The organism is Lentzea miocenica, from assembly GCF_033949945.1.
GTDB classification, from domain to species: Bacteria; Actinomycetota; Actinomycetes; order Mycobacteriales; family Pseudonocardiaceae; genus Lentzea; species Lentzea miocenica.
Genome location: NZ_JAXAVW010000038.1, coordinates 1 through 23,011, shown reverse-complemented (window position 1 = coordinate 23,011; position 23,011 = coordinate 1). Strand labels below are relative to the sequence as shown.

Below are 23,011 nucleotides of genomic sequence, written 5' to 3'. Positions count from 1 at the left end.
CGGATCGTGTTGATCGATCGTGGACAAAAAGATGATTCGCTGACACACCAAAGGGCCCTTGCGCGACATTCCTCCCAGATGGAGGCTCAAGCACCAGGAGGACGGCGTGGAATTTCGTATGCTGGGTCCGTTGGAATCATGGCACGGCAACACCTCCGTGGCCTTGGGCGACCAGCAACAACGCTTCGTCCTCGTCGTACTCCTCTTGCACGCGAACAAACCCGTGTCACCTGAACGGCTCACCGAAACGGTGTGGCCCGACAACCCCGACCGCCGGAACCTCGTGCGCGGTTACATCAACAAGCTGCGCAAGGCTTTCGAGCCGACCGACGTGGAAATCGAGACCACACCGACCGGGTACGTGCTGCGCGTCGACGAGAACCAGATCGACACCCTGCGCTTCGACAGGTTGCGCGAGCAGGCGGCGATCGCCTTGCAGGACAACGACCAGCGCAAGGCCGTGGAGCTGCTGCGCGAGGCGGTCGCGTTGTGGCGGGGCAGGTTCCTCGACGACATCGACATCGATCGGGTCGGTGGCGCCGCCGTGATCTCGCCGGCCGAGAGCTACGGCGACGCACTCGGCGACCTCGCCGAACTGGAACTCCTCATCGGTGACCACCGCTCGGCGCGCGACCGCATGCGCCGCGCCCTGCCGACCGATCCCGCCAACCAGAGGTATGCCGAGCTCCTCATGCGCGCGCTGATCGCGGGCGGCGACGGCGTGGGCGCGATCCGCGTCTACAAGAGCGCCCGCACCGCGCTCGCGGACGCCGGGTACGAGCCGGGGTCGGCGCTGCGCAAGCTCGCGGCACGGGCCGAGCACGGTGAGCCGGTCAGCTCGCTGCCGTCGCGTCCAGGAGGGTTCACCGGCCGGTCAGCCGAACTGGAGGCGATCGAGGTCGCCGCGGCGGGCACCGGCGAACGGAGGGCCGTGTGGATCAGCGGCGCGCCCGGTGTCGGCAAGACCGGCCTCGCCGTCGAGGCCGCACACCGGTTGCGCCACAGGTTCCCGGACGGCCAGCTCCTGGTGCGGCTCAACGGGTTCACACCGGGTGTGGCGCCGATGTCCGTGTCGGACGCGCTCACCCAGCTGCTGACCGAGCTGGGCGTGTCGTCGGAGCTGATCCCGGACACGGTGAGCAGGAAGGCCACCCTCTACCAAACCCACCTCTACGGCACGAAGACGGTCGTGGTGCTGGACAACGCGCTCTCACCCGACCAGATCCGGCCGCTGTTGCCCGAGACGCCGGACTGCTTCGCGATCGTGACGAGCAGGAAGATGGGCGACCCCGACATCAGTGAGCACGTGCGGCTGGCGCCGATGCCACCACAGGACGCCTCCAACCTGTTCCGGGCGCTGACCGACCCGTTCCGAGTGCGCGGCAGGGCGGCGGACGTGGCGGGTCTGGTGAAACGCTGCGGGTACCTGCCGGTGGAGATCACCGTCGCGGCGGCGTTGCTGCGCAGGCACGACAGGTGGTCGCTGGACCACCTGCTCGGCCTGTTGGACGAGCAGGGCCCGTTGCGGGAAGTCGCCGCCGTGCAGGTGTCGTACCTGCAGCTCAACGACCAGCTGCAGCAGGTCTTCCGGCTGTTCGGCCATCTTCCCGGTCCCGATGTCGATCTCGTCGGCGCGGCGGCGCTGGTGGGCCGCGACGTCGCCGACACCCGCAAGCTGCTCGACGACCTGCACGAGGTCTGCCTGCTGGAGGAGATCGCGCCGGACCGCTACCAGATGCTGGACTCCGTCAAGGAGTTCGCCGCTGGGGAACCTCCGCCCGCGGACGCCCTGGAACGGCTGCTGGACTTCTACCTCGTGACGCTGGCCAACGCGGTGAGCCTCGCCTACCCGTTCGACCGCACCGTCCAGCCGTCGGTGGACCGCACGAGCCCGTTCAGCCTGCGGTTCACGCGCGAGGACGAGGCGTTGGCGTGGATCACCGCCGAACGCGACAACCTGATGGCCGCGATCCAGCACCCGGCCGCCGGTCACGCCTGGCAGCTGGCCGCGTTGATCTGGCGGCACTTCAACACGGCGAACCGGTTCGCGGACTGGGTCGAGGCCGTCGCGTCCGTGCGTGCGGACGACGACTACGGCCAGGCGCACGTGCTGCTGCGCCTCTCCTTCGCGAGCAACCGGCTCGGCCGGCACACCGAGGCCCTCGACCTGGCCGGACAGGCGCTGCCGAGGTGGTCCCGTCTCGGTGACCTGGCGGGCGAGGCGGCAACGTTGTGCGCGCTGGCCCTCGCCGCCATGGCGCTCGGCACCCACGACGAGGCGATGCGGCATTTCGAGGCCGCGCTGGCGAAGTATGAGCTGTGCGGGGACCTCCGCGGCCAGGCGCACGCGTTGAGCATGCTCGGCTACCTCAACGAACAGCACCGCGAGTACGAGGTGGCGCTGCGGCAACAGACCGACGCCGTGCGGCTGCTGCGGGAGATCGGCCACCTGCAGGGGCTGGCCCACGCGTTGAACAACCGCGGCGCGATCCGGCAGCACCTCGGGATGCTCGACGAGGCCATCCCCGACCACTTCGAGGCGCACGAGATCGCGGTCCAGCTCGGCGACGACTGCGTGGCCGCCTACGCGTTGACCAACATCGCCGACGCCCACCGGCTCGCGGGCCGGCTGGGCGAAGCACTGCACCACCACGAGCTGGCTTCCGAAGCCGCGGCCGGGGTGGCCGACACGGACCTGCGCGCCCGGTTGTTGCGCGACAGGGCGTTGACGGCAGGTGACGGCGGCGACCTGGCCACGGCGCTGCGCCTGTACCTGACGCTGCTGGACATCGCGACCGGCACGGGCAACCGCACCCACCAGGCCCACGGTGAACTCGGTGTGGCGCGGACGATGCACGCGCTCGGCAGGCACTCCGCCGCCGCGCCGCACTGGGACGCGGCCGAGGCCGTGTACGCCGAGCTCGACCAGCCGGAGGCGGAGGAGGTGCGGGCCGAGCGTGCGGAGTTGACCTGCGCGTGCGGTCAGCGGAGCGTCAGAAGTCGTTTCAGGTCGGGGTAGATCTCCCTGACCGCGCCGTGGTTGTGCCACCTGCCCAGGGTTCTGGCCAGCTGCCGCAGGTCGGTCCGGATGGTCGCCGAGTCGACGTGCGCCGCGTCGTCGATCGTCTCGGCGAACGTCCGGCAGCTCTGGTCGACGTCGCCCGACAACGCGTGGGCGAGTGCTCGTCTGGTGCCGAAGCGGGCCCTGGTGCGGCGTGACGTCGCGGGCACCAGCGCGAGCTGCCGGTCCAGCACTCGCGCGGCCTCGGCGTTGAGGCCGAGATCGCTCAACGCCCATCCCCTGGCCAGTTCCAGCGGATCGGGCGCGCTGGGGCCGAGCGCCGGGTACGGGCTGTCCGGCGGTGCGGAATCCATCAGCCGCACCGCTCGGTCGAACGCGCTCTCCGTGGCATGACGATCTCCGGCCAGCGCATGACCCTGCGCCTCACGCCGGGCGGCCAGCGCGAGGACGCGTGCCCCCGCGCTGCCGATCCACTGCGCCTGCTGGGCGAGGTTGATCGTGCTCCTGGCGTCCTGCCGGTAGAACGCGATCCCCGCCTCCCGCACGAACGAGTAGCTCGCGATGTCCGGATCCGCCGCCGCGCGCGACAGTTCCGACGCCTGCCTGGTCCACCACAGCGCCGCTTGCTCGTCGCCTGCCTCCTGGCTCATCCAGCCGGTGTACTCGGCGATGCGCGCGGCGAGCCGCAACAACCTCGTGCCGACCGGCCCGGTGTTCTCCCTGGCCATCCCGTGCACGGTGTGCTGCAAGGCTTTCAGCGGTTCGATGAGCACCGTCGGACTGGTGCGCAGCCCCAGCGCCCGCAGGTTCTCGAACGAGGCGCGCATCCCCGCGATCACCTGTTCGTCCGGTACCGCCCGCAGCCCGCTGCCGGCGAGTGCGCCGACACCGAGCATCGTGCCGGCCACCAGTACCTGGCGGCGGGCGAGCGCCGGTGCGTCGTGCACCGCGGCCTCGATCAGCCGGCCACCGACGTCCAGCACGCCGTCGCACAGCCGGGCGAGGGTCGGCGTCGGCGGTTTGACGTCGTTCTCGATCTTGCTGAGATAACCCTTGCTGTAATGAATCAGCTTGGCCAGCTGCCCCATCGACAACCCCGCGGCGATGCGGTGTTCGCGCAGCAGCTCCCCAAAACTTCCGGCCACGATTGCCTCCCGCTCCGGCGTCATCCGAGTACACCATCCGAATGTGTTCAAGGCAATCGCCCTGGCCATGACAAAAAATGGCCAGGGCGCAATTGCCGCTAGCTCACCCGTACCACGGGTTGCCGCCGCCGTTCTGGGTCTCCGTGGTCGTAGTGGTGGTGGTAGGCGGCGGCGGGTTGTCGTCCGCGCTGGCCGTGCCGCCACCGGAAACAGCGGCGGCGACGGCCAATGCGGTCACCAGCGTGGTGGCGCCGGCAACGAAAGTGGACACGATTTTGGACATGACGAATCCTCCGAAGGAAATCGCGATTGATTCCGTGATTTCGCCCGCCGTTCTGCGGGCTACTTCGAGGATTCATCTTCAAAAACCGTGAAAACAGGTGTTTCCCGTTGCCCGCCGAGGCGGTCAACACGTCCACTCCTCATCCACTTCTGGTCAACACCCGGCGCGGATGCTGCGCGCAACCGGCCGCCGGCCGGTCCTGCAGGAGGAGGTTGGAGTGATCGAATCCGCGACCTACGACATCGCCGTGTCGTTCGCCGAGGAACAGCGCGCCGTGGTCGACGAGGTGGTCGAAGCCTGCCGCCAGCGCGGCCTGACCGTGCTGGAGGGCAACGAGCTGCCCGAGGCGCAGGTCCGCTTCTTCGTGCCGTTCGTGTCCACTGTGGACGATGTCCCGCCGAACAACGACGACCACGTGCTCCCGGTGCTGACCGGCGAAGCCCCCGAGTCGTCCACCTACCTGCGTGCCGACGAAGGACTGGTGGACGCCCTGGTGAGCCGGGTGGAGGCGGCCGAGACCGCGGGCAGGGACAGGGTGGCGGTCGCCGACGTGGCGGCAACCGCGACCGAGCAACCGCCACCCGCGAGCACCGGCCTGCGGGCCCTGGCCGAACAGTTCGCCGCCGCGTCACCTGAACTCACCAAGCGCGGCCTGGCCGGCACCATGCAGCTGGGCGAGAGCACGATCGCCGTACGCGTCGAACGGGCAGGCGACACCGTGTACGCGCTGGAAGTCCAGCGCGGCGCCGAGGAGACCGTGAACTTCGTGGTGCTCGGCGGCTCCGCCGAGCTGTTCCCCACGCTGTGCCAGCGAATCGAGGACATGCTGACCGCGACCGCGTGACGCGAAAAGGGCGGTGCCCCCGACCGGGGACACCGCCCTTTCTCATTGCTTCCTGGCTCGCTCGACCACTTCCTCGAGCCGCAGCGGGCTGGGAGGGTGATGACTCAGGCACAAGGGCGCCCGCATCCGCCGGAACCCGAACGTGTCCCCGGTGACGTAGAACTGCCCGCGCTCCAACCGCGAGATGTCCGCGATCGAACTCCCCTTGGCCCGCGCCATGTCCACGGCCGCGGCGATCTGCGCAGGACTGTTCAACCGCCCGAAGAACTGCGTGGTCGCGTTACCGGTGACCTGGTTGTGCACCCCTTTGGGCGCCTGCGTGGCGAGCACCAGCCCGAGCCCGTACTTGCGCGCCTGCGAGGCCAGCAGGATCGTGGTCTGCAAACTCGCCGTGACCCCACCGGACGGCGCGATCGTCTGCGCCTCGTCCATGACCATCAGCCCGCCGAGCGGCCGATCCACCGCGGGATGGCGCTTGATCCAGGCGAACACCTCCAGCTGCAACTGGCTGATGAACCCCTGCCGCTGCTCCTCGGACGGCAACCCGACAAAACTGATCACCGAAACCCGAGCCCGCTTCCCCCGCGACGGCTGGAGCAACACCCCGGGATCCGTAGGTTCCCCCTGTCCGGCAAGCAACGGATCGTTGACCATCGCGGCCCGCAACGTCTCCGCGAGATCAGCCGCCGTAGCCGCCGCGGAGTGCAACTTGCTGACACCCTCCGGCAACTCGGCCAACAGATCCACGAACCCGTTCAGATCCCGCCGATCCTCCCGCGCATACCGCTTGAGAGCCTCACGAAGCACAGCCCGCCCTCGCACCGCGAACTTGGTCTCGTTGGCAATCCGCGCATGCGGCACCAGCCTCGCCACCGCAGCCTCCACCGCGGCCGCGAACTCGTCCTCATCCCCCCGAACCTCAGCAAAGTCGGGCAACGGATGAAAACTCAGCGGCCTGCCACCAGCCCGCCCCGGCGTCCACACCACAACCTCGGTGCCGGCCAGGTACTCGGCAGCCTTCGCCTCGTCCCCCGCCCGCCACTCCCCCGGCACCTCAGGCCAGGCATCCCCAAGCCGCGCCAGGTCGTTGTTGGGATCCAGCACGATCGCCGAAACCCCGCGCAACGCGCACTCCTCGACGATCCGGCGCAACAACACCGTCTTCCCGCTACCGGAACCCGCGAACACGATCACGTGCTTGCGCAACGACTCCAGCTCGATCCGGATCTCCCCGTCCATCCCGAGCACGATCTCGCCCTCGCGTTCCGCCGGCGGTTGCTCCGGCTCCCGCTTCGGCTTCGGCGGGGGACGTGTCTCCTGATGACTGGCCGCGGTCCGCTCCTGGTCCGGCAGCACCGCACGCAGGAACGTCGTGCTGCTGGCAGGTTTTCGCGCCACCAGCCAGGCCAGCAACTGGTGGGTCTGCACCACGCAGATCTCCTTGAGCGCGCTGAACGTCCGCAGGTCGTCGTCCGTGATGTCGACGCACCGCCCGCCCGCGCTTTCGATGTCGGCGACCAGCCGCTGCGTCACCGCGCCGGCCCAGCCGTCGGTCCCGTTGCGGATGATGATCAGGTGCCTGCCCTGGCCACCGCGAGATCCCTCCGCCGCGGCACGAGCATCGCGCAGCCTTCGCAGCACCCGGTTGCCGTGACTGCAGGCGATGAACCGCAATCCCCAGCGTTCCTGGGTGTCCAGCTCCTCGTTGACCGTGAGCCGCAGCCCGGCGTGCAACCGCATGTCATCCGAATGCGGCTCCGGATGCCACTTCAGATCGTCGTTGCCGACCTCGGTGATCCACGACTTCAACCCGGCCAGGAGCAACCCCGGCAGCACCTCGTTCTCGTCGTGCTGCTTGATCTCCACCGAGTTGATCTCCGCAGTCTCCCTCAGCCGCGCGAACCTGGCGTCGAACTCCGCCATGTAGTCGGGCTCCGTCCCCGCGACGACCGGCGTCGTCACCACATCGGCGGGCTGCGGTTCGTCGAACGAGCTCAGTTCCCTGATCTCACCGTACAAACAGGCTTCCGCGTGCTGGTGCACCCGCCTGAGCAACTGGCGCGGCGTCCGGCCCGCCCAGTTCGCCGGCTCGAACGCGCTCGGTGCCACCGGCCAGGTCGCGTGCGGCGGGATGATGTCGTTGCGCTGGTACATGACGCCGAGCCACTTCTCGATGAGCTTCCTGCCCAGCGAGGGATCCGCGATCGAGGCCAGGATCGGTGTCGTGGTGAATCGGTCTTCGACCGTACTGCTGGAGATCGACTTCAGCAGAGACCACGTGTCTGGCAGGCACGCCACAACGGTGATCGTGCGCCGGGTGGTCTCGCGCAACTGCATCAGACCGTCCGAGATGTCCCCGATCTCCTGGATCAGCTCGGGGTTCGTCACCTTGTCCCCGACCGCGTCCCTCCCCTTGTTCACCAGCGTGTCCAGCTGGTCGACGGCGATCACGCAGGGGCCGGTCATCGCGAGCACCCGTGACACGTCGCGCACCAGCTCACGAGAAGGCTTCGGCTGAGCGGGCAGGCCCCAGCGACGCCGTTCGTCACTCGCGTCGTCCGCGCCTTTCAGATAGGACCTGCCGGCCTCCGCGTGTTCAGAGGCGTACAGCACCAACGCCCGGATCGTGTCGCCACACTCCACAGCGATGCGACTGTCCACTGTGCGCAGTCCGGTGAGGAAGGTCCGCAGGTGTTCCGGGGTAAGCGCCGACTCGCCGGTGACAGCACCGGTGACCTCCTGGGACACGTCCGCACCCAGGCACAACTGCCTCAGCAGCAAGGTGAGCTGAAGGACACCTTCGTCGTCGGTCCTGCGAAGTTCGCTGCGCATGGCGTCGGCGATGTCGTCCCAGAACGCCTTGCCGGACGTGACCTCGACCAGGAAGAAGTAGCCGCCCTCCTGCTGGACCATGCGGCGCACCGATCCCAGCAGGTGGGTCTTGCCCACGCCCTTCTCGCCCTGAAGCACGAGACCACCGATGCTCGGTCCGATGCTGGCCCTGGCGTCCGCGATACCTGCCCGGAGGCGGTGTTCTGCCCTGGTGTGCAGGCCCTCGACGTGAAAGGGCGAGGTGTGCCAGACGTCGTCCGGGGTCTCGGCCGAGTTGAAGCGCACGACCGCCAGCGCCTCGCGCAGATGCTCGGTCATGATTCCTCGATCGCCAAGAGGTGCTTGTCCTCGCCGCCGATCCGGATCGCCGCCGCATGGTCCTCGTCGGTGAGCACCTTGCGGTTCGCGCTGGCGACCAGGTGCGCATCGCCGCCCTTCACCATCTTCAGCAGGGTCTCGTCCACCTCACCACGGTCGGCGCCGTCGAGCCGCGGCCGGATCTTGGCCAGCCGGACCCAGTCCTGGTAGCCGTCCCCCAGCTCCAGGTACACCTGCCGGATCAACGACTCCAGATCACCGGAGCGGATCGCCTCGGCAAGAAACCCTCGCTCGTAGACGAAACGCACGATTCGGCGCAGCACCGAGGTGTGCACCCGTGCCAACGGACCCCGCGAAGGCGCTTCGCCCTCCATGAGATCGCTCGTGCACCACGCGATGCCCTTGTCGGTGATCCGATGAAACAGCCTCCTGCCTTCCTTCGACGACTCCAGGAGCCCGTCGTCGTTCAACGCCTCACGGTCGTCCTTGCCGAGCTCGATCTTGTACTGTTTGGTCAACTCCACGTTGGGGATCACCCTGTCCTCCAGCCACAACTGGAGGAGTGCCGCCCTCGCGCTGGGTGCGTACATCTCCGGCATCACGCCGCCTTTCAGTCGGTGAACGCGTTGATTCGTCGCTCGATCCGGGCGAGCAGTGCGCTCACCTCGGCACTCAGCCGCGCGGGCACCGGCACCCCGGTTCCGTTGTGGTGCGGCTTGCTGAGCAGCAGCAGGTCGGCCGACCGGTCGCGCAACAGGTCCATGTCGCCGTCGTCGAGCGCACCGGCCAGCCCGCGCACCGTCTCGTCGATGAGCACGAACCTCCCGGCGTACGGCAGCTCGTCCGGCAGTTCACGCAGAGCGGCCTCGGCCTTCCTCAGCGCTTCCTGATCCGGTTGGGTCTCGACCGCGGGCGTCGCTGTGATCAGTCTGTGGAGATCCAGCGCCACCTCGACCGGACGAGTGCTCGGGTCGAACACCAGGTGCTGGAGGTTGCGCAGGAAGCCGGGCAGCTGCCCGCTGTCCGTGCCGCGGGTCAGCAGGCAGAACACTCGCCGTTCCGCGCCGTCCGGGGCGAGGATGCGGCGCATGAACCGCTCCGCCTCGGTGAGCTGCCAGCGGCTCAGCTCGCCGTCCACCACCAGGCACAGGTGCTTCGCTGGATCGAGGGCCTGGTCGAGGATTCCCGGGTCACCGGACACGGATCTGACCGTCGTCGTCCCGAGCAACTGCAGTTCGGTGATCAGTGCCGTGCTGGTCTGCCACATGGTCCTTGGGGCCGACACCATCAGTTCCGTGCCGAACTTCTGCCGTCGCGACCGCGCGGCCGCCACGTAGGCGTCGCGGTTGTCGGCCAGCAGGTCGGTCCGGTCGAACTCCTGCGCGATCACCGAGGCGACCGTCTCCAGTGCGAACGAGATCTGGTTCGGCGACGGCGAGAGTTCCTCCAGCACGGGCAACAGCTCGCCGAAGCTCCAGTAGGAGATGTAAGGCACCGTGAGATGCCGCAGCATCAGGTCCGGCTTCACGGTCTTGACCAGCCAGTTGCGGAAGAGCGGCGTGACGACACGGGCGGACTTCTTCTGCCACTCTGCGGCGCGCTCGTACTCCACGGTGTTGTCCAGGCGGGACAAGACGGGCATGACCTGATGCCGGGGCCTGTCGTAGGGCAGCCGATCCCTGGCCTTGTCCGCGAGGTGGGCGATGTCCACCACGTCGTTGAGGTTCTGGTCGTTGGCGGTGAACACGACCACCAGCCGGTCAGGCAGCTGGGCGGTGCAGATGCTCGCGATGTCCGAGACACCGGTGCGGCTGTCGATCAGCACGAAGTCGTACTTGGCGGTCCACTCGTCGCGGTACTCCTCGAGGTGCGCCGCGAAGCCCTGCCGGTACAGGTCCTCCCAGTTGATCGTCTGCATCCGGCGCGAATAGGCGACGTCGAGCCTGCCCTCCTCCACTCGGCCCGCCGCGATCAGGTCCAGCACGCCGTCCACCTGAACCCGCACTTCATGGGCGCCCGGTGTCCTCACCCCGGAGAGGTATTCCTGAGCGATGTCGACCACACCGCTCTCCGGTGGTCTGACCAGATGTGGCTGGAAGTAGAGGTGAAGGCCGGGCGCTTCGAGATCCCAGTCGACCGCGAGCACGCGATAACCCCAGCGCGCGAGCAGCACGGCGATGTTCGCCAGGGTGAAGCTGCGCCCGACACCGCCTTTGTAGGAGTAGAACGTGATCACTGTCCCGGTCATCGCTCAAACCTCGGTAACGGCGGAGGCGGGATGAGCACCGGATTGGGCCGATCCACGATCGGCCAGTCCGGGCTCCACGGGGGAACCTGCTTGGCCAGCTGCACCAGATCACGCGCCAGCACTCTGATTTGCCGGCAGAAGGGGAGATAGTCGACCGAGTCCTGATAGACCGGATCCGGATGCGCATATTCCTTGAAGTCCTGCCAGGAACGCATTCGCTCGTCGACCGGGAAGTTGTCTGAATCCGAGTAGAGGATGGGATAGATCAGTCCCTGCGAGATGTCGGCACCGGCCAGGCCGAGCAGGGCCTCGCGAGCCCGCATGCTCTCCAGCTCCGCCATGCACCAGTCCGACTCGAAGTAGTGCGGGGTGAGCAGCTGGATCATGACCTTGCTGTGCCGCAGCGAGTTCTCCAGGTTGTGCGCCCACTCCACCGCCCGCGGCATGGTTCGGTCCATGTACACCTTCGGCGCGGGCGCGCACTCGTCAGCGAGGTACTCGACGAGCTTGTTGTAGAAGTGGGTCAACAGCCATTTCTGCACACTGCCTCGACGGCTGTAGCTGATGAAGAAATCGTACTTGTAGGACACAGCGCACAACGGTAGATGCGCCACCCAGGTTGATAAAAGACAAAAAAGTGGGCATTTTCGGCAGTTCCGACCAATAATTGGACAAAAACTGGGCGTTCAGCCGAACTCGGCCCCGAACAGCAAGAAACCCCCGATCATGTCGATCGAGGGCTTCTCTGGTTGAGTGGACGATACAGGGATTGAACCTGTGACCCCTACCGTGTCAAGGTAGTGCTCTCCCGCTGAGCTAATCGTCCGAGCGGATGACGAGACTCGAACTCGCGACCCTCACCTTGGCAAGGTGATGCGCTACCAACTGCGCTACATCCGCGTGCTCCGCAGGTGTCCCTTGCGGGTTTCCCGTGGCGCGAGAGAACTGTATCCGACACGTCTGGCGACTTCCAAATCGGCCGATCTCGAGCTTCCAGCAGCCGCGAAGAGGTCCGTGACCCACCTCTCACCGCCTGGTCGTTGTTACGACATAATCCGACACAGTCCAGGTTGAGGGAGGGCGACGATGAGCGGCGGCCGCAAACCGCTGGTGCGGGTGTTCCTCAGCGTCGCGCGACTGGACGAGGCGGTCGCCAGGCGGCTGTGGGAACGCCTCGCGGTCGCGACCGCCGTGGACCGGGTGTACGAGTTCGAGCTGTGGCGGTTCGACCAGGCCCTGCTGGTCGGCGACGACTGGGACGCCTGCATACGGGAGGCGTTGGCGGCGAGCGATGTGGGTGTGCTCGCGTTGAGCGACGCCTTCCTCGGCAGCGACTACATCACGGGCGTCGAACTGCCGGCGCTGGTCGACGTGCCGGGCAAGCACGCGGTTCCGTTGGCGCTACGGCAGATCAGCCCGCATGCCGATATGCGCGGGCTGGAGCACAAACAGATCTACGGCCACCAACGGCCGTTCGAAACGGTGCGCGGGCAGGCAGCGCAGACCGCATGGGTACACGATCTGGTGAACCAGATTCACCGCGTCCTGGCCCGCGCCTCACAGTCGGAAGGGGCGCGCTGAGCCCGTGGAGAAGCTCTCGCCCAACTCGGCACGCACGCGCCTGGACCGCGTGCCGCTGACCGTGCCGGACCGCGCGCTGCTGGCCACGTTGCTGCGGGCGTTGGACGACCAGGCCGAGCTGTCCGTCGAGCGGGCACACGAGGTGCTGTTTCCGGGACGGACGCCCGTTGCGGCGACGAAAGCGTTGGAGCGCCTCGTCAAGAAGGTCAACGGAGCCGCGGAGGTAGAGACCGTCGACCTCCGTCTGGAGGTCAGCGGCGCGAAGAAGCTGGGGGCACGTGGCCGCGTGCTGGGGTTCGTCGCGCAGCGGGTCGACCAACCGCGCGACCCGCTGCGGTCGTTCAACGAGATCGGCGACGCGCTCATCCTCGACCGGCCCGCGACGTTGATCGGGCCCCGGCGAGTCGTGCTGTGCCACGCACCTCAGGACGCCGAGCTCGCGGGCCGGCTGTGGGATCTGCTCACCGAAGCACTCGCCTGCGGCCAGGCACAGATCACGGTGTGGCGCCCGGACAACGACGTGCTGGCCGGGGACGACCGCGCCCAGCACTTCCGCACCGCCGCGGCACAGGCGGATCTGGCAGTGGTCGCGCTCAGCAACGCGTGGCTCGGCCAGACCGCGGCTCACGAGACGTTGTTCGAGGGCACAGGCCTGAAGATCGTGCCGGTTCGGCTGCAGGCGCTGAGCCCTCTCGCGGATCCTGCGGGCTTCGGCAGCACGCCCTTTCCGGACGACGCGGACGGCAAACCGTTCGAGGAACTGCGCGGCGCGGCGGCCAAACGCTCCTGGGCCAACGGGCTCGCCGACCAGATCCAGCGGCTGCTGTCCAGGCACGCGCCGAGCCCACCAGACATGGGCCTGCGCGATCTTCGGTTGCTCAAGGCCGACAGCGGGAACGGCTACTTCGCCCTCGACGCGAGCCGAGGCGCCATGGAGCCCACCATCCTGCCCGGCTCCTGCACGGACGCCCGCCGCGTCAACGACGTCGTGTCGTTCCTGCTGAACTGGGCTCATGACCCGGACGGCACTCCCCTGGCCGCGCTGCTGGGCGAATACGGTGCCGGGAAGACCATCACCTGCCAGGAGCTCACCGAACGGCTGCGCGGCGACAACCATCCCGAGCCGCTCTACTTCGACCTGCGCCGCGTCGGCAATGTGAGCAACGGCGTGCCCACGCTCACCGAGATCCTCACCGAGTGCGTCGCGCGGGGATGGGAGTCCGGCGACGCCCGCCTGCCCACCGGCGAGGAGGTCATCGCGCGGGCCAGGTCCAGGCCGACGTTGTTCGTCATCGACGGTCTGGACGAGGTCCTGGTCCGGCTCGACGCGGCGCAGGGGGTGACGTTCACCCACGAACTGCTGAAGCTCCGTCCAATCAGGACACGCGACGGCATCCGCGCACCGTTCGCCGGCAAGGACACGAAGGTCCTGCTGTCCTGCCGCACACACTACTTCCGCTCGTTGCGCGAACAGTCACGGCACTTCCTCGAACACGACCGCGACCTCTCCCGGGCAGAGGACTACACAGCGCTGATCCTGCTTCCGTTGACGGACAAGCAGATCCACGACTACCTCGACAAGACCCTGGACCGTGACGCGACCCAGGTGATGGACATGCTGCGCGCGGTCCACGACCTCTCCGACCTCGCCACCCGTCCGTACACCCTGGCCAAGGTCGCCGCGCAGGTCCCGTTCATCGAACGCCGCCTGTCCGAACAACGTTCCGTCCACGCGGCCACCATCTACCAGCAGGTGCTGCACGACTGGCTGGCCCGCGACAGCGGCAAACATCACCTGCGCCCGGACCACAAGCTCAAACTGATGGCCCGCCTGGCCGCGTGGTCGTGGCGCCGCGGCGACCGCCGGGTCGACAGCGGTGATCTGGACGATTGGCTCGATGAGCAACTGGCCACCGACGACGTCCTTCAGCGGCGCTATCGGAACGTCTCACGCGACCAGTTGGAAGAAGATCTGCGCACGGCGACGTTCGTGGTCCGCAGTGACGACAACGGCCCTGACCGCCCGGACTTCCAGTTCGCCCACAGCTCCATCCACGAGTACTTCCTGGCACAGCACCTGTGCGACGCCTTGCGCGACGACCGCCGCGACGACTGGCGCCTGCCGATGCCGTCCGACGAAACCCTCGACTTCCTCGGACAGCTGATCGCCGACGCGGACGACCAGGCAGCGCTCACCCGCCGCCTCGCCGAGTGGCGCGCGCCGTACGTGGCCGAGGCGAGCGAACTCTGGTTGCGCTACCACCTCCGTGCCCGCGAACACGAGTGGCCTCACTCGACGATCGCCGCCTGCGACCTGACCGGCGCCTCCTTGCGCCACTGGCGGTTCCGCGGCACCGAGACGGCGCCGCTCAACCTCACCACCGCGGTGCTGGCCGGCGCCGACCTGCGCGACACGCGGTGGGATCACGTGACGTTGCGCGACGCGAACCTGCACGGCGCGAACCTCGAGCGCGCGATGCTCAACCACTCCGACATGATCTCCGGCGATCTGAGCGCCGCGAACCTCAAGGGCGTCTTCCTCCGCCAGTGCCGCTTGGAGGGCGCCGACCTGTCCGGCGCCGACACGCACGCGATCATGCACGTCGGACCGGACGTGACGCTGCCAGCTCCGCCGCCGCCGAGCCGCACCAGGCTCCAGAGCCGTGCGGGCCGGTCCGATGCTTTGAACGGCGTGGCGTTCAGCGCGGACGGCACCCGCGTGGCGGTCGGCAGCGGTCAGGCGGTGCGCATCTGGGACGCCACAACAGGTGACTACCTGGTCACCTACACCGGCCACACCGGCATGATCCACGACGTGCTGTTCAGTCCTGACGGGACTCGGCTCGCCACCACCAGCCACGACCACACCGCGCGCATCTGGGACGCCACCACCGGCGAACAGCTGTTGATCCTCAACGGCCACACTGATTGGGTGCGGGGCGCGGCGTTCAGTCCTGACGGATCCAGGCTCGCCACCACCAGCCACGACCACACCGCGCGCATCTGGGACACCGTTACCGGAGAACACCTCCTGACGCTGGCAGGACGCACCCGCCGGTTCTGGGACGTGGCGTTCAGCCCCGACGGAACTCGGCTCGCGACAACCGGTAGCGGCATGGACGCGCGCATCTGGGACGCCACCACCGGTGTGCACCTGCTGACCCTCACCGGCCACACCGGCGTGGTGCACGACGTGGCCTTCAGTCCTGACGGACTCCGGCTCAGCACCAGCAGCGGCGATGACAGCGTGCACATCTGGGACGCGGTGACCGGAGATCCACTGCTCCGGCTCGACGGACACGGCAACTCGGTGTGGGCGGCGAGGTTCAGTCCTGACGGATCGCGAGTCGCCTCGGCCAGCCTCGACCGGACCTCGCGCGTCTGGGACGCGGTGACCGGCGAGGAACTGCTCGTCCTCACCGGCCACAGCGACGAGGTGTACGACGTCGTGTTCAGCCCAGACGGCACTCGGATCGCCACCAACAGCGCGGACCACACCACGCACGTCTGGGACAGCACGACGGGAGAGCACCTGCACACCCTCGCGAGCAACTCCGAACTGCCCGCGGTGGCCGCGTTCAGCCCGGACGGCGCCCGGCTCGCGAGCACCGGCGACGACAAGGCGCACGTGTGGAACACGGTGACAGGCGCGCACCTGCTCACCCTGACCGGTCACACCGGTTCGGTGAACGCCGTCGCCTTCAGCCCGGACGGCGCCCGGCTCGTCACCACCGGCAACGACCAGACCGTGCGCCTGTGGGACAGTCCCACCGGCGAACAGGTCCGCGTGCTCACCGGCCACGCCAGCGAGGTGAACTCCGTCGCCTTCAGCCCGGACGGCACTCGGCTCGCGACCATCGACGACGAGCATTTCGTACGCGTCTGGGACAGTTCCACCGGCGAACACCTGCTCATGTTCGACTGCGACGGATCGACCATGTGGGTCGGCAAGAACGCCGTGATCTTCAGTCCGGACGGCGCACGTCTGGTCACCACCGGGCAGGACGAGTGCGTGCGCATCTGGGACAGCGGGAGCGGGGACCTCCTCAGCGTTCTCGACGGAGAAACCGATTGGGTGTGGACCGCGGCGTTCAGCCAGGACGGCCGCCGGCTCGCGACCGACGGCGCTGACGGCACCGCCTCCGTCTGGGACCCGCACACCGGAGAACGCCTCTTGAGGCTGTCCGGCCACGCCAAGGGCGTGCAGGCCATCACGTTCAGTCCGGACGGCCGTTGGCTGGCCACTGGCGATGGCGACAGCCGAGTACGCCTGTGGGACAGCACGACCGGAAAACAACTGTTCGACCTCGACCTCGACCACAGCGGCGAGGTTCGAACCCTGACCTTCAGCCCGGACGGCCGGCAGCTGGCCACCGCGTGCGACGACGGCACAACGCGCGTCTGGGACATCGCCGGCCACCGGCTGCTGTGGCTCGCCGCTCAGTTCCCGGACGGCGCCGCCGCGTCGTGGTCGCCCGCCGATGATCGACTGATCGCGACGATCGGGGACGTCTGGAGGTACCTGCGCGCCGCGTGCTACGACTCGCAGGGCCGCGTGATCGGCGTACAGCCGTACGAGCGGTACTACTCGTTGCCTGAGTCGCAGAACGAATCATGAGCAACAACGCGAAAGGCTCCGACCAATTCTGGTCGGAGCCTTTCGTTGCTTCGAGTGGACGATACAGGGATTGAACCTGTGACCCCTACCGTGTCAAGGTAGTGCTCTCCCGCTGAGCTAATCGTCCGAGGCGGAGACGGGAATCGAACCCGTGTACAGGGCTTTGCAGGCCCTTGCCTAAGCCACTCGGCCACTCCGCCAGGAGCATGACTCCACAGCGGACAGCCACTGGGGAACCACAGAGCGGATGACGAGACTCGAACTCGCGACCCTCACCTTGGCAAGGTGATGCGCTACCAACTGCGCTACATCCGCGTACATCACTGACTTCGTGATGTTGAAACAACCTTATACGAGGGGATCAAGCGGGTTTCACCGGGGGTACCCGCATCGCCTTCGCGGGCCCCCTACCTCGGAACATTCAGCTGAGGTCGTTCGAGATGAGGTGCGTGAGCGCCTCGTCGACGTTGACCCAGAGGTGCTCGTTGCCCGGCACGACGACGTCGTAGGTCCGGTCGAGAAAGTCTGCGAGTTCCTGGGCGGACGCCTCGAACATGGCGTGCCCGGAAGGCGAGCTCAGCTCGATCACGACGACCTCGGGGTCGTCGGCGGCAGGGCGGATCCGGACGTCACCGTCGCCGGCGTCGGCGATCAGACCGTCTGCGAGCAGGTCGCGGGCGTACACCCACTCGACCCAACCGGCGCGGCCGGTGCGGAACGCGGCGACGACCGCGTACGGGTCCTTCGTGTCGTATCGAAGCTCCACCTGGACCGGGACCGCAGGTGTCCTCGGCGCCAGCAGGTCGAAGACCGCTGTCGAGCGGAGCGTCACGTGATCGTTGCGCATCGTCGTTACCCTCTTCTCCCTTCCCGGTCAATGAAACGACCGAGCACCTTAGTTGTGACGTGCATGTGGCGAGGAACGCTCGCGAAACGGGCGCATATCACCCCATCGGGTCAGCTTGACTGCGTAACGCGACGGTTTGCACGCGTTCCGTGTCCTCCTCGCTCGTTAGCCCGCGTTCAGCCACTCCCATCTTGCTGGGTCTAACCTGAACCCGGTACCGGCTGTTGCGCGAATGTTGGACGTGAGGACATCTCTGGTGGCTGACTCGCCCGGTCCACCCGTTGCGTCACGCGACGGCCGGCCGACCGATTTCGGGCTCGTGCAAAGGCTCGCACAGGGCGATCGGTCGGCGTTCGGTGAGCTGTACGACAGGTACGGCACACCGGCATATTCGCTGGCCAGACGCATCTGCGTAGACCCCGAACTGGCCGAGGACGTTGTTCAGGAAGCCTTCCTCGCGCTCTGGCGGCACCCCGCCAGGTTCGACCCCGCCCGCGGAAGTTTCGGCACCTGGTTGATGACCTTGGTGCACCACCGCGCGGTGGATGCCGTACGCAAGGAGAACACTCAGCGTCGTCGGACTGTTCCCCTCACCGACGATGTTTCACCACCGGCCGAGGGTTCCGACCACGCAGCGTTGGTCAGCGTGGTGAGCGCCGAGGTCAGGGCGGCGTTGCGGACGTTGCCGGAAGAGCAGCGCCAAGTCATCGCACTGGCCTATCTCGGCGGCTACACGCAGTGCGAGGTGGCGAAGCTGACGGGCGTGCCACTGGGGACTGTGAAATCGCGCACGTTCGCGGCGATCAGACGCCTGAGAGGCACGTTGGGGAACTTGTGGGCCGGCGAGACCGGCGAGACGACAGGAGTTCACCGGTGAACGGCGAGCTGTGCCCTCACGAGGAGCTCGCTGTCGGCTGGGCGATGCACTCCTTGGAACCGGACGAGGAAGCGGTGGTCCGCGACCACCTGCCGACCTGCGACACGTGCCAGCACACGGTGATGGCGACGCAGGAGGTCCTCGCGGGCATCGGCGGCGCGGTCCGCCACGAACAGCCACCACCCCGCCTGCGCGCGAGGCTGATGGAACAGATCGAGCACACCCCGCAGGAGCCGCCGGTCCAGCACCGCCCGCGCCACGCGGCCCCCACTCCCCTGCGCCCGCAACACCGCCGCCGCCCAGGCCGCGTGCTGCTGGCCGCGGCGGCGGCACTCGTCGTCCTGGCCGGCGGCGGCTACCTGGGCGTGCGCGTGAACCAGCTGTCGGGCCAGGTAGCAGCCTCCGAGGCCCGCACCGACGAGCTGAACAAGGCGCTGTCCCTGGCCGCGGACCCGAGCACGAACAGGGCGGTCCTGCGCACGGGCTCCGGCGACGAGGTGGCCGTGGTGCTGTCGAACCCGACCTCCGGCGCCGTGATGCCGAAGAACCTGAAACCGAACGACTCGGGTCACGTTTACGTAGTTTGGGGTGCAAGTACGAAAGCGCCGGTACCGTTGGCGTTGTTCGACGTACGCGCAGGCTCGGCCGACCCGCAACTGCTGTCCTGGTCGGCCGACGCACACAAGCACACGAAGTTCGCGGTGTCACTCGAACCCGGCCGCCAAGCCCCGCCGAGTCCCTCGGAGGTGCTGGCAGGAGGCCAGGTTGCGCCCGCCTGAGTCCCAACAGGATGATCGACACATGACCAAGCCCGACGTGAAGCCCGAAGACGAGCACAAGGGCTGGCGCCACTGGTTCCACCGCAACCCGGCCCTGAACATGGCCTACCGAATCGGCGTGGGCGTGATCGGCGGCCTGGTGCTGATCGCGGGCATCATCATGATCCCGTACCCCGGCCCTGGCTGGCTGGTGGTCTTCGCGGGCCTGGCAATCCTCGCGACGGAGTTCGAATGGGCGGGCCGAGTCCTCAAGTTCGCCAAGCGCTACTACGACCGCTGGGTCGCATGGCTCAAGCGCCAGCCCTCCTGGGTCCGCGGCCTGGTGATGGCAGGCGTCTGCGCCATCGTCCTGGTCACCTGCTACTTCCTCAACGTGTTCGCGCTGGTCGGCGGCTGGTTCGGACTGGAGTGGAGCTGGTTGCAGAGCCCGATTTTTGGTTCTCGTTGATGATGTTGTAGGCTATGGCCACACCGCGAGAGCGGTACAGCACCACAACAGAACACGGGCGTTTAGCTCAGCGGGAGAGCGCTTCGTTCACACCGAAGAGGTCACTGGTTCGATCCCAGTATCGCCCACAGTGTGTTTTGCCTAGTCAGACGGCCTGTCGATGATTTCATCGGCGGGCCGTTTGCGTTGCATTGGGAGCAAATTGGGAGCACGAGCTCCTGAACACATTTGCGATACCTAAGTGTTCACACCGCTTCGTCCAGTCCTTCCATGATCCAGGACCACCCGCCGTCCTCTTCCCAACGGCGCTGCAGCTGTTCCAACATCCTACCGATCATGGCGTCCGTCACATGCGAATACCGGTCGTGGACCTCCTTGCGCTTGTGTCCCAGCCGCTCGAGTCGCAGCACGTGCGGCACGCCGTCCTCGATGAGCCACGTCTCGTGCGTGTGCCGCAGATCGTGGAAGTGCATCCCCTCCTTGAGCGGAGCCCAGCCGAGAGTCTCGTTGCCAGCAAGAGCCGGCAACCAGACGCGCTGCCGAAAGTTGGACCGCCGCCGCAACGCACCGCGCGCACCGGGGAACACGAACCTCGAGTCGGGGTTGCGCTCATGGTGTGCACGCAACTCGTTCACGAGGAACGGCGGCAGGTGGACATCACGGACGCTGGCTGGGGTCTTCGGCGGACCGAGAACAAGCTGCTGTCCTCGAACCTCGTGCACCGCACCGAACTCCGGATCCACCGCGATGCGCGGGTCCGAGTCCAGGTAGGTCCTGATCCACTGCAGCCCAGCCAGCTCACCCCACCGCAGACCGGTGTAGGCGGCGGTGATCGTCAGCAACCCGTCGTCGGGATCCATCCGACCCGCGAGTGCGTCCACCTCATCAGTGCTGGCATGGGGCCGCTCCGGCGACGCGGCGAAGGCGATCCTCAACTTCCGGCACGGGTTCGAACCGATCAGCCCTTCGTCGACCGCTTCGCCGATGATCTGAGAGAACAGCACGAGCACGTCCTTCGCGCTCTTGTCGGCGAGCTTCGACCTCAGTGTCTTGTTCACCCACCCCTTCACCTTGATCCTCTCGATGTCACCGAGCCCGGTACCGGACCAGAAGGGCAGGATGTGGTTGCGCAGATGCGAGTCGTAAGTCGACCACGTCATCATGGTCACGCCGTGCGCGTCCGCCCACTTCCGGATCCACTCATCGATCGTGGTCTTCGCCAGCCGCGGATCGGCGAACCGCTTTCGCCGCTGATCGGACTCCACGTCCAGCGCGCGTTCCTCCGCCGCGGCCTCGCTCGGGTACCCGTTCTCCGAGTAGACCGTTCCGTCGTCAAGTCGATAGCGGACGCGCCAGTCACATCCATGTTGCTCAACCCAAGCCATTACTTCTCCCTTTTCGAAGACTTTCGAATGTGCCGGGATCGGCACAGCCAGATGAACGCTCGTTTCAACGAAAAGGGCAAACTAAATGTGTTCTTCGGGCTCGGAGGTGCCGGCACCCTTCTTACGGCGGCTCGTTTCAATGCTTCGCCTGTGGCTCCGACGGACCGACGGACTACAGCCCATCGTGACTGGCCGCGCGGCATCGGAGGCGATCTGCTGAAGGTTCTCGGAGGAGAAGCGCAGGTGCTTGCCGAGAAAGGTGCACGGCACCGTCCGCCGTGCGGCCCGGCGCCGCAACCAGGACTCTCGCACCTGCAACAACGCCGCAGCCTGAGCAGGGGTAAACAGCACCGGGGCTGTGTCGGCCGCCTGATCGCCCGCTGACGCTGGGCGCCGTCACGGCCACCCCGTGTCCCGTCACGACAGGACTCAGCGGCCACATGGGCTGCGGAAGATGAACACGCCTGGGTTGAATCTGGCTGTTGCACGATGTCCCCTTTCTGGATTGGAAATGCCCACCGAGAGGTGAAGCGACGCCGACATCCCATAACTCCGGCAGGACGCGCCTTCGGGGACACGCGACAGGCGACTTCTTGCTGATGCCCGGAGGCTTCGCACAGCGACTTTCTTCCTGGGCTTGTTTGGTCGCGCGACACAACCTCGCGGCTCCGACGGAAGCTGGAGCCTCTGTGGTTCAGTGGCGCGATGAACTCGGGCGCTTCCCTGTCGTACGCGTCGGTGGGCATGACGCCACGGCCACCACGGGTGGTCATCGTGATCGACGGCGGCCCCTGGTGGACCTACCTGGCTCGCCGTGCCCTTTACCGCGCCAGCAGCATCTGGGGCGGTGCCGGGTTCGCGATCGTGCCGCATCACGCCGGCAAGGTGCACCCGGCGCTGCTGCGCGCCTGCGAGATCTACGACCCGGACTACGTCCTGGCGTATCGCCTGACTGTCGCCGATCTAGAACACTTCTCTCCCGGCTGGTTTCAGATCCGCGGCGAAGACGGGAAGCTGCTCGAAGGTGAAGAGCGACAACAGATGCTCGACCAGGCACTCGAACAACCAATCGCTGTAGCGGACGATCTGACCGCACGGGATGAGATCGCTGCAGTCTGCTCGCAGTACCAAAGCGGCGACCCCACGGAGTGGCACGACTTCCTCGAGTTCCTTGAAGAGGACGACACGAGCAACTTCACCCCGATAACGGACATCCCTGACCTCTGGACCGGTTCGGTTCTGGCCTGCCCCGCCGAGTGGGGCGGACTGTTGGGTACCGCAGTCGCCTCCCACGCAGGAGTATCTGCACCACCTACTCGCGATCGTGACGAACCCGAAGTCTCCGACAATGACCGGACAGAACTGAGCTCGTGGCTGCTCGGAGCTGATTGGGCAACGCCGCCGCACTCAGTGGTCTGGCACCCGGCGGCCGCCACCGGAGTCGACACCCGCACGACACCCACCGCGCACGACCGCAGCCTGGCGCACCTGGTACCGCTCACGTCTGGCCCGCAGCACCGGCGAACCGGCCTGCTCGTGATCGGCGACTCCGCAGACGACTTCGCCTTGGCACGCCTCTGGCGGCTCAACTTCGGTGACGGCTACTGGTTGCCCTCGGTTTTGGGCACCGATCAGCCGACCATGCTGTGGACAATTGGCTCGGCGGTCGATCGCCTCCAGCGTCGACTTGCTCGGCGCAGTGGCCACCTGGCGATCACATCATCGTCGCTCCCAGCGCAAGATCTCGAAGATGTGCGCAACCGCATGACGAGCGAAGGCGCGAC

At 67.2% G+C, this 23,011-nt stretch carries 16 protein-coding genes and 6 tRNA genes; 9 read left to right on the top strand and 13 right to left on the bottom strand.

The features are described 5' to 3' along the window. Positions 1-106 precede the first annotated feature (106 nt). On the top strand, positions 107-3,019 hold the full coding sequence (locus tag SK803_RS36575) for an AfsR/SARP family transcriptional regulator (protein WP_319970766.1): 2,913 nt from the start codon (positions 107-109) through the stop codon (positions 3,017-3,019). Here the strand turns inward: SK803_RS36575 and SK803_RS36570 are convergent. Both SK803_RS36570 and SK803_RS36565 read right to left on the bottom strand, forming a co-directional pair. Then, positions 2,983-4,167 carry a helix-turn-helix domain-containing protein gene (locus SK803_RS36570; RefSeq protein WP_319970765.1) on the bottom strand — a complete coding sequence of 395 codons (1,185 nt, stop codon included), beginning with the start codon at positions 4,165-4,167 and terminating at the stop codon, positions 2,983-2,985. The two genes, SK803_RS36575 and SK803_RS36570, sit on opposite strands and share 37 nt — an antisense overlap. A 103-nt stretch (positions 4,168-4,270) precedes the next feature. Further along, positions 4,271-4,450, bottom strand: coding sequence for a hypothetical protein (locus SK803_RS36565; protein WP_319970764.1), 180 nt, complete (start codon positions 4,448-4,450; stop codon positions 4,271-4,273). A gap of 217 nt (positions 4,451-4,667) precedes the next feature. Between SK803_RS36565 and SK803_RS36560 the strand changes: the two genes are divergently transcribed. Then, positions 4,668-5,294: a hypothetical protein gene (locus tag SK803_RS36560; RefSeq protein WP_319970763.1), complete on the top strand. Its 627-nt coding sequence runs from the start codon at positions 4,668-4,670 to the stop codon at positions 5,292-5,294. A gap of 42 nt (positions 5,295-5,336) precedes the next feature. Here the strand turns inward: SK803_RS36560 and SK803_RS36555 are convergent, their stop codons facing one another. The 6 genes from SK803_RS36555 to SK803_RS36530 form a co-directional block, all read right to left on the bottom strand. Then, on the bottom strand, positions 5,337-8,444 hold the full coding sequence (locus tag SK803_RS36555) for an ATP-binding protein (RefSeq protein ID WP_319970762.1): 3,108 nt from the start codon (positions 8,442-8,444) through the stop codon (positions 5,337-5,339). Continuing rightward, a complete protein-coding gene (locus SK803_RS36550; protein WP_319970761.1) occupies positions 8,441-8,968 on the bottom strand; it encodes a hypothetical protein in 528 nt (175 codons plus the stop codon). Before SK803_RS36550 ends, SK803_RS36555 begins: the two co-directional genes overlap by 4 nt. A gap of 86 nt (positions 8,969-9,054) precedes the next feature. After that, entirely contained in the window at positions 9,055-10,692 is a 1,638-nt protein-coding gene (locus SK803_RS36545; protein ID WP_319970760.1) for a tyrosine-protein kinase family protein, read from the bottom strand. Next, a complete protein-coding gene (locus tag SK803_RS36540; RefSeq protein ID WP_319970759.1) occupies positions 10,689-11,282 on the bottom strand; it encodes a TIR domain-containing protein in 594 nt (197 codons plus the stop codon). Before SK803_RS36540 ends, SK803_RS36545 begins: the two co-directional genes overlap by 4 nt. Before the next feature lie 164 nt (positions 11,283-11,446). Then, positions 11,447-11,518: transfer RNA gene (locus SK803_RS36535), tRNA-Val, on the bottom strand. A gap of 1 nt (position 11,519) precedes the next feature. Next, a tRNA-Gly gene (locus SK803_RS36530) sits at positions 11,520-11,592 on the bottom strand. Positions 11,593-11,778: 186 nt separating this feature from the next. On the opposite strand from SK803_RS36530, the gene SK803_RS36525 reads away from it, so the two are divergent. Both SK803_RS36525 and SK803_RS36520 read left to right on the top strand, forming a co-directional pair. Next, positions 11,779-12,273: a TIR domain-containing protein gene (locus SK803_RS36525; protein ID WP_319970758.1), complete on the top strand. Its 495-nt coding sequence runs from the start codon at positions 11,779-11,781 to the stop codon at positions 12,271-12,273. Positions 12,274-12,277: 4 nt separating this feature from the next. Further along, entirely contained in the window at positions 12,278-16,891 is a 4,614-nt protein-coding gene (locus SK803_RS36520; RefSeq protein ID WP_319970757.1) for a pentapeptide repeat-containing protein, read from the top strand. A 55-nt stretch (positions 16,892-16,946) separates the two neighbouring features. Here SK803_RS36520 and SK803_RS36515 read toward each other — a convergent pair. From SK803_RS36515 to SK803_RS36500, 4 genes are all read right to left on the bottom strand, one after another. After that, positions 16,947-17,018, bottom strand: a tRNA-Val gene (locus SK803_RS36515). A 1-nt stretch (position 17,019) separates the two neighbouring features. Next, positions 17,020-17,091, bottom strand: a tRNA-Cys gene (locus SK803_RS36510). A 42-nt stretch (positions 17,092-17,133) separates the two neighbouring features. Further along, positions 17,134-17,206: transfer RNA gene (locus SK803_RS36505), tRNA-Gly, on the bottom strand. Positions 17,207-17,312: 106 nt separating this feature from the next. Next, on the bottom strand, positions 17,313-17,738 hold the full coding sequence (locus SK803_RS36500; RefSeq protein WP_030477975.1) for an SsgA family sporulation/cell division regulator: 426 nt from the start codon (positions 17,736-17,738) through the stop codon (positions 17,313-17,315). Between the two features lie 256 nt (positions 17,739-17,994). Between SK803_RS36500 and SK803_RS36495 the strand changes: the two genes are divergently transcribed. The 4 genes from SK803_RS36495 to SK803_RS36480 all read left to right on the top strand — a co-directional run bounded on the left by SK803_RS36495 (position 17,995) and on the right by SK803_RS36480 (position 19,970). Then, positions 17,995-18,615, top strand: coding sequence for an RNA polymerase sigma factor (locus tag SK803_RS36495; RefSeq protein ID WP_319970756.1), 621 nt, complete (start codon positions 17,995-17,997; stop codon positions 18,613-18,615). After that, entirely contained in the window at positions 18,612-19,394 is a 783-nt protein-coding gene (locus SK803_RS36490) for an anti-sigma factor (RefSeq protein ID WP_319970755.1), read from the top strand. The genes SK803_RS36495 and SK803_RS36490 overlap by 4 nt, the downstream gene beginning before the upstream one ends. A 22-nt stretch (positions 19,395-19,416) precedes the next feature. Continuing rightward, a complete protein-coding gene (locus tag SK803_RS36485; protein ID WP_319970754.1) occupies positions 19,417-19,842 on the top strand; it encodes a TIGR02611 family protein in 426 nt (141 codons plus the stop codon). A 56-nt stretch (positions 19,843-19,898) separates the two neighbouring features. After that, a tRNA-Val gene (locus SK803_RS36480) sits at positions 19,899-19,970 on the top strand. A 117-nt stretch (positions 19,971-20,087) separates the two neighbouring features. Here SK803_RS36480 and SK803_RS36475 read toward each other — a convergent pair. Beyond that, a complete protein-coding gene (locus SK803_RS36475; RefSeq protein ID WP_319970753.1) occupies positions 20,088-21,227 on the bottom strand; it encodes a tyrosine-type recombinase/integrase in 1,140 nt (379 codons plus the stop codon). Positions 21,228-21,932: 705 nt separating this feature from the next. Between SK803_RS36475 and SK803_RS36470 the strand changes: the two genes are divergently transcribed. Continuing rightward, on the top strand, positions 21,933-23,011 hold a 1,079-nt coding region (locus SK803_RS36470), incomplete at its 3' end, for a hypothetical protein (protein ID WP_319970752.1).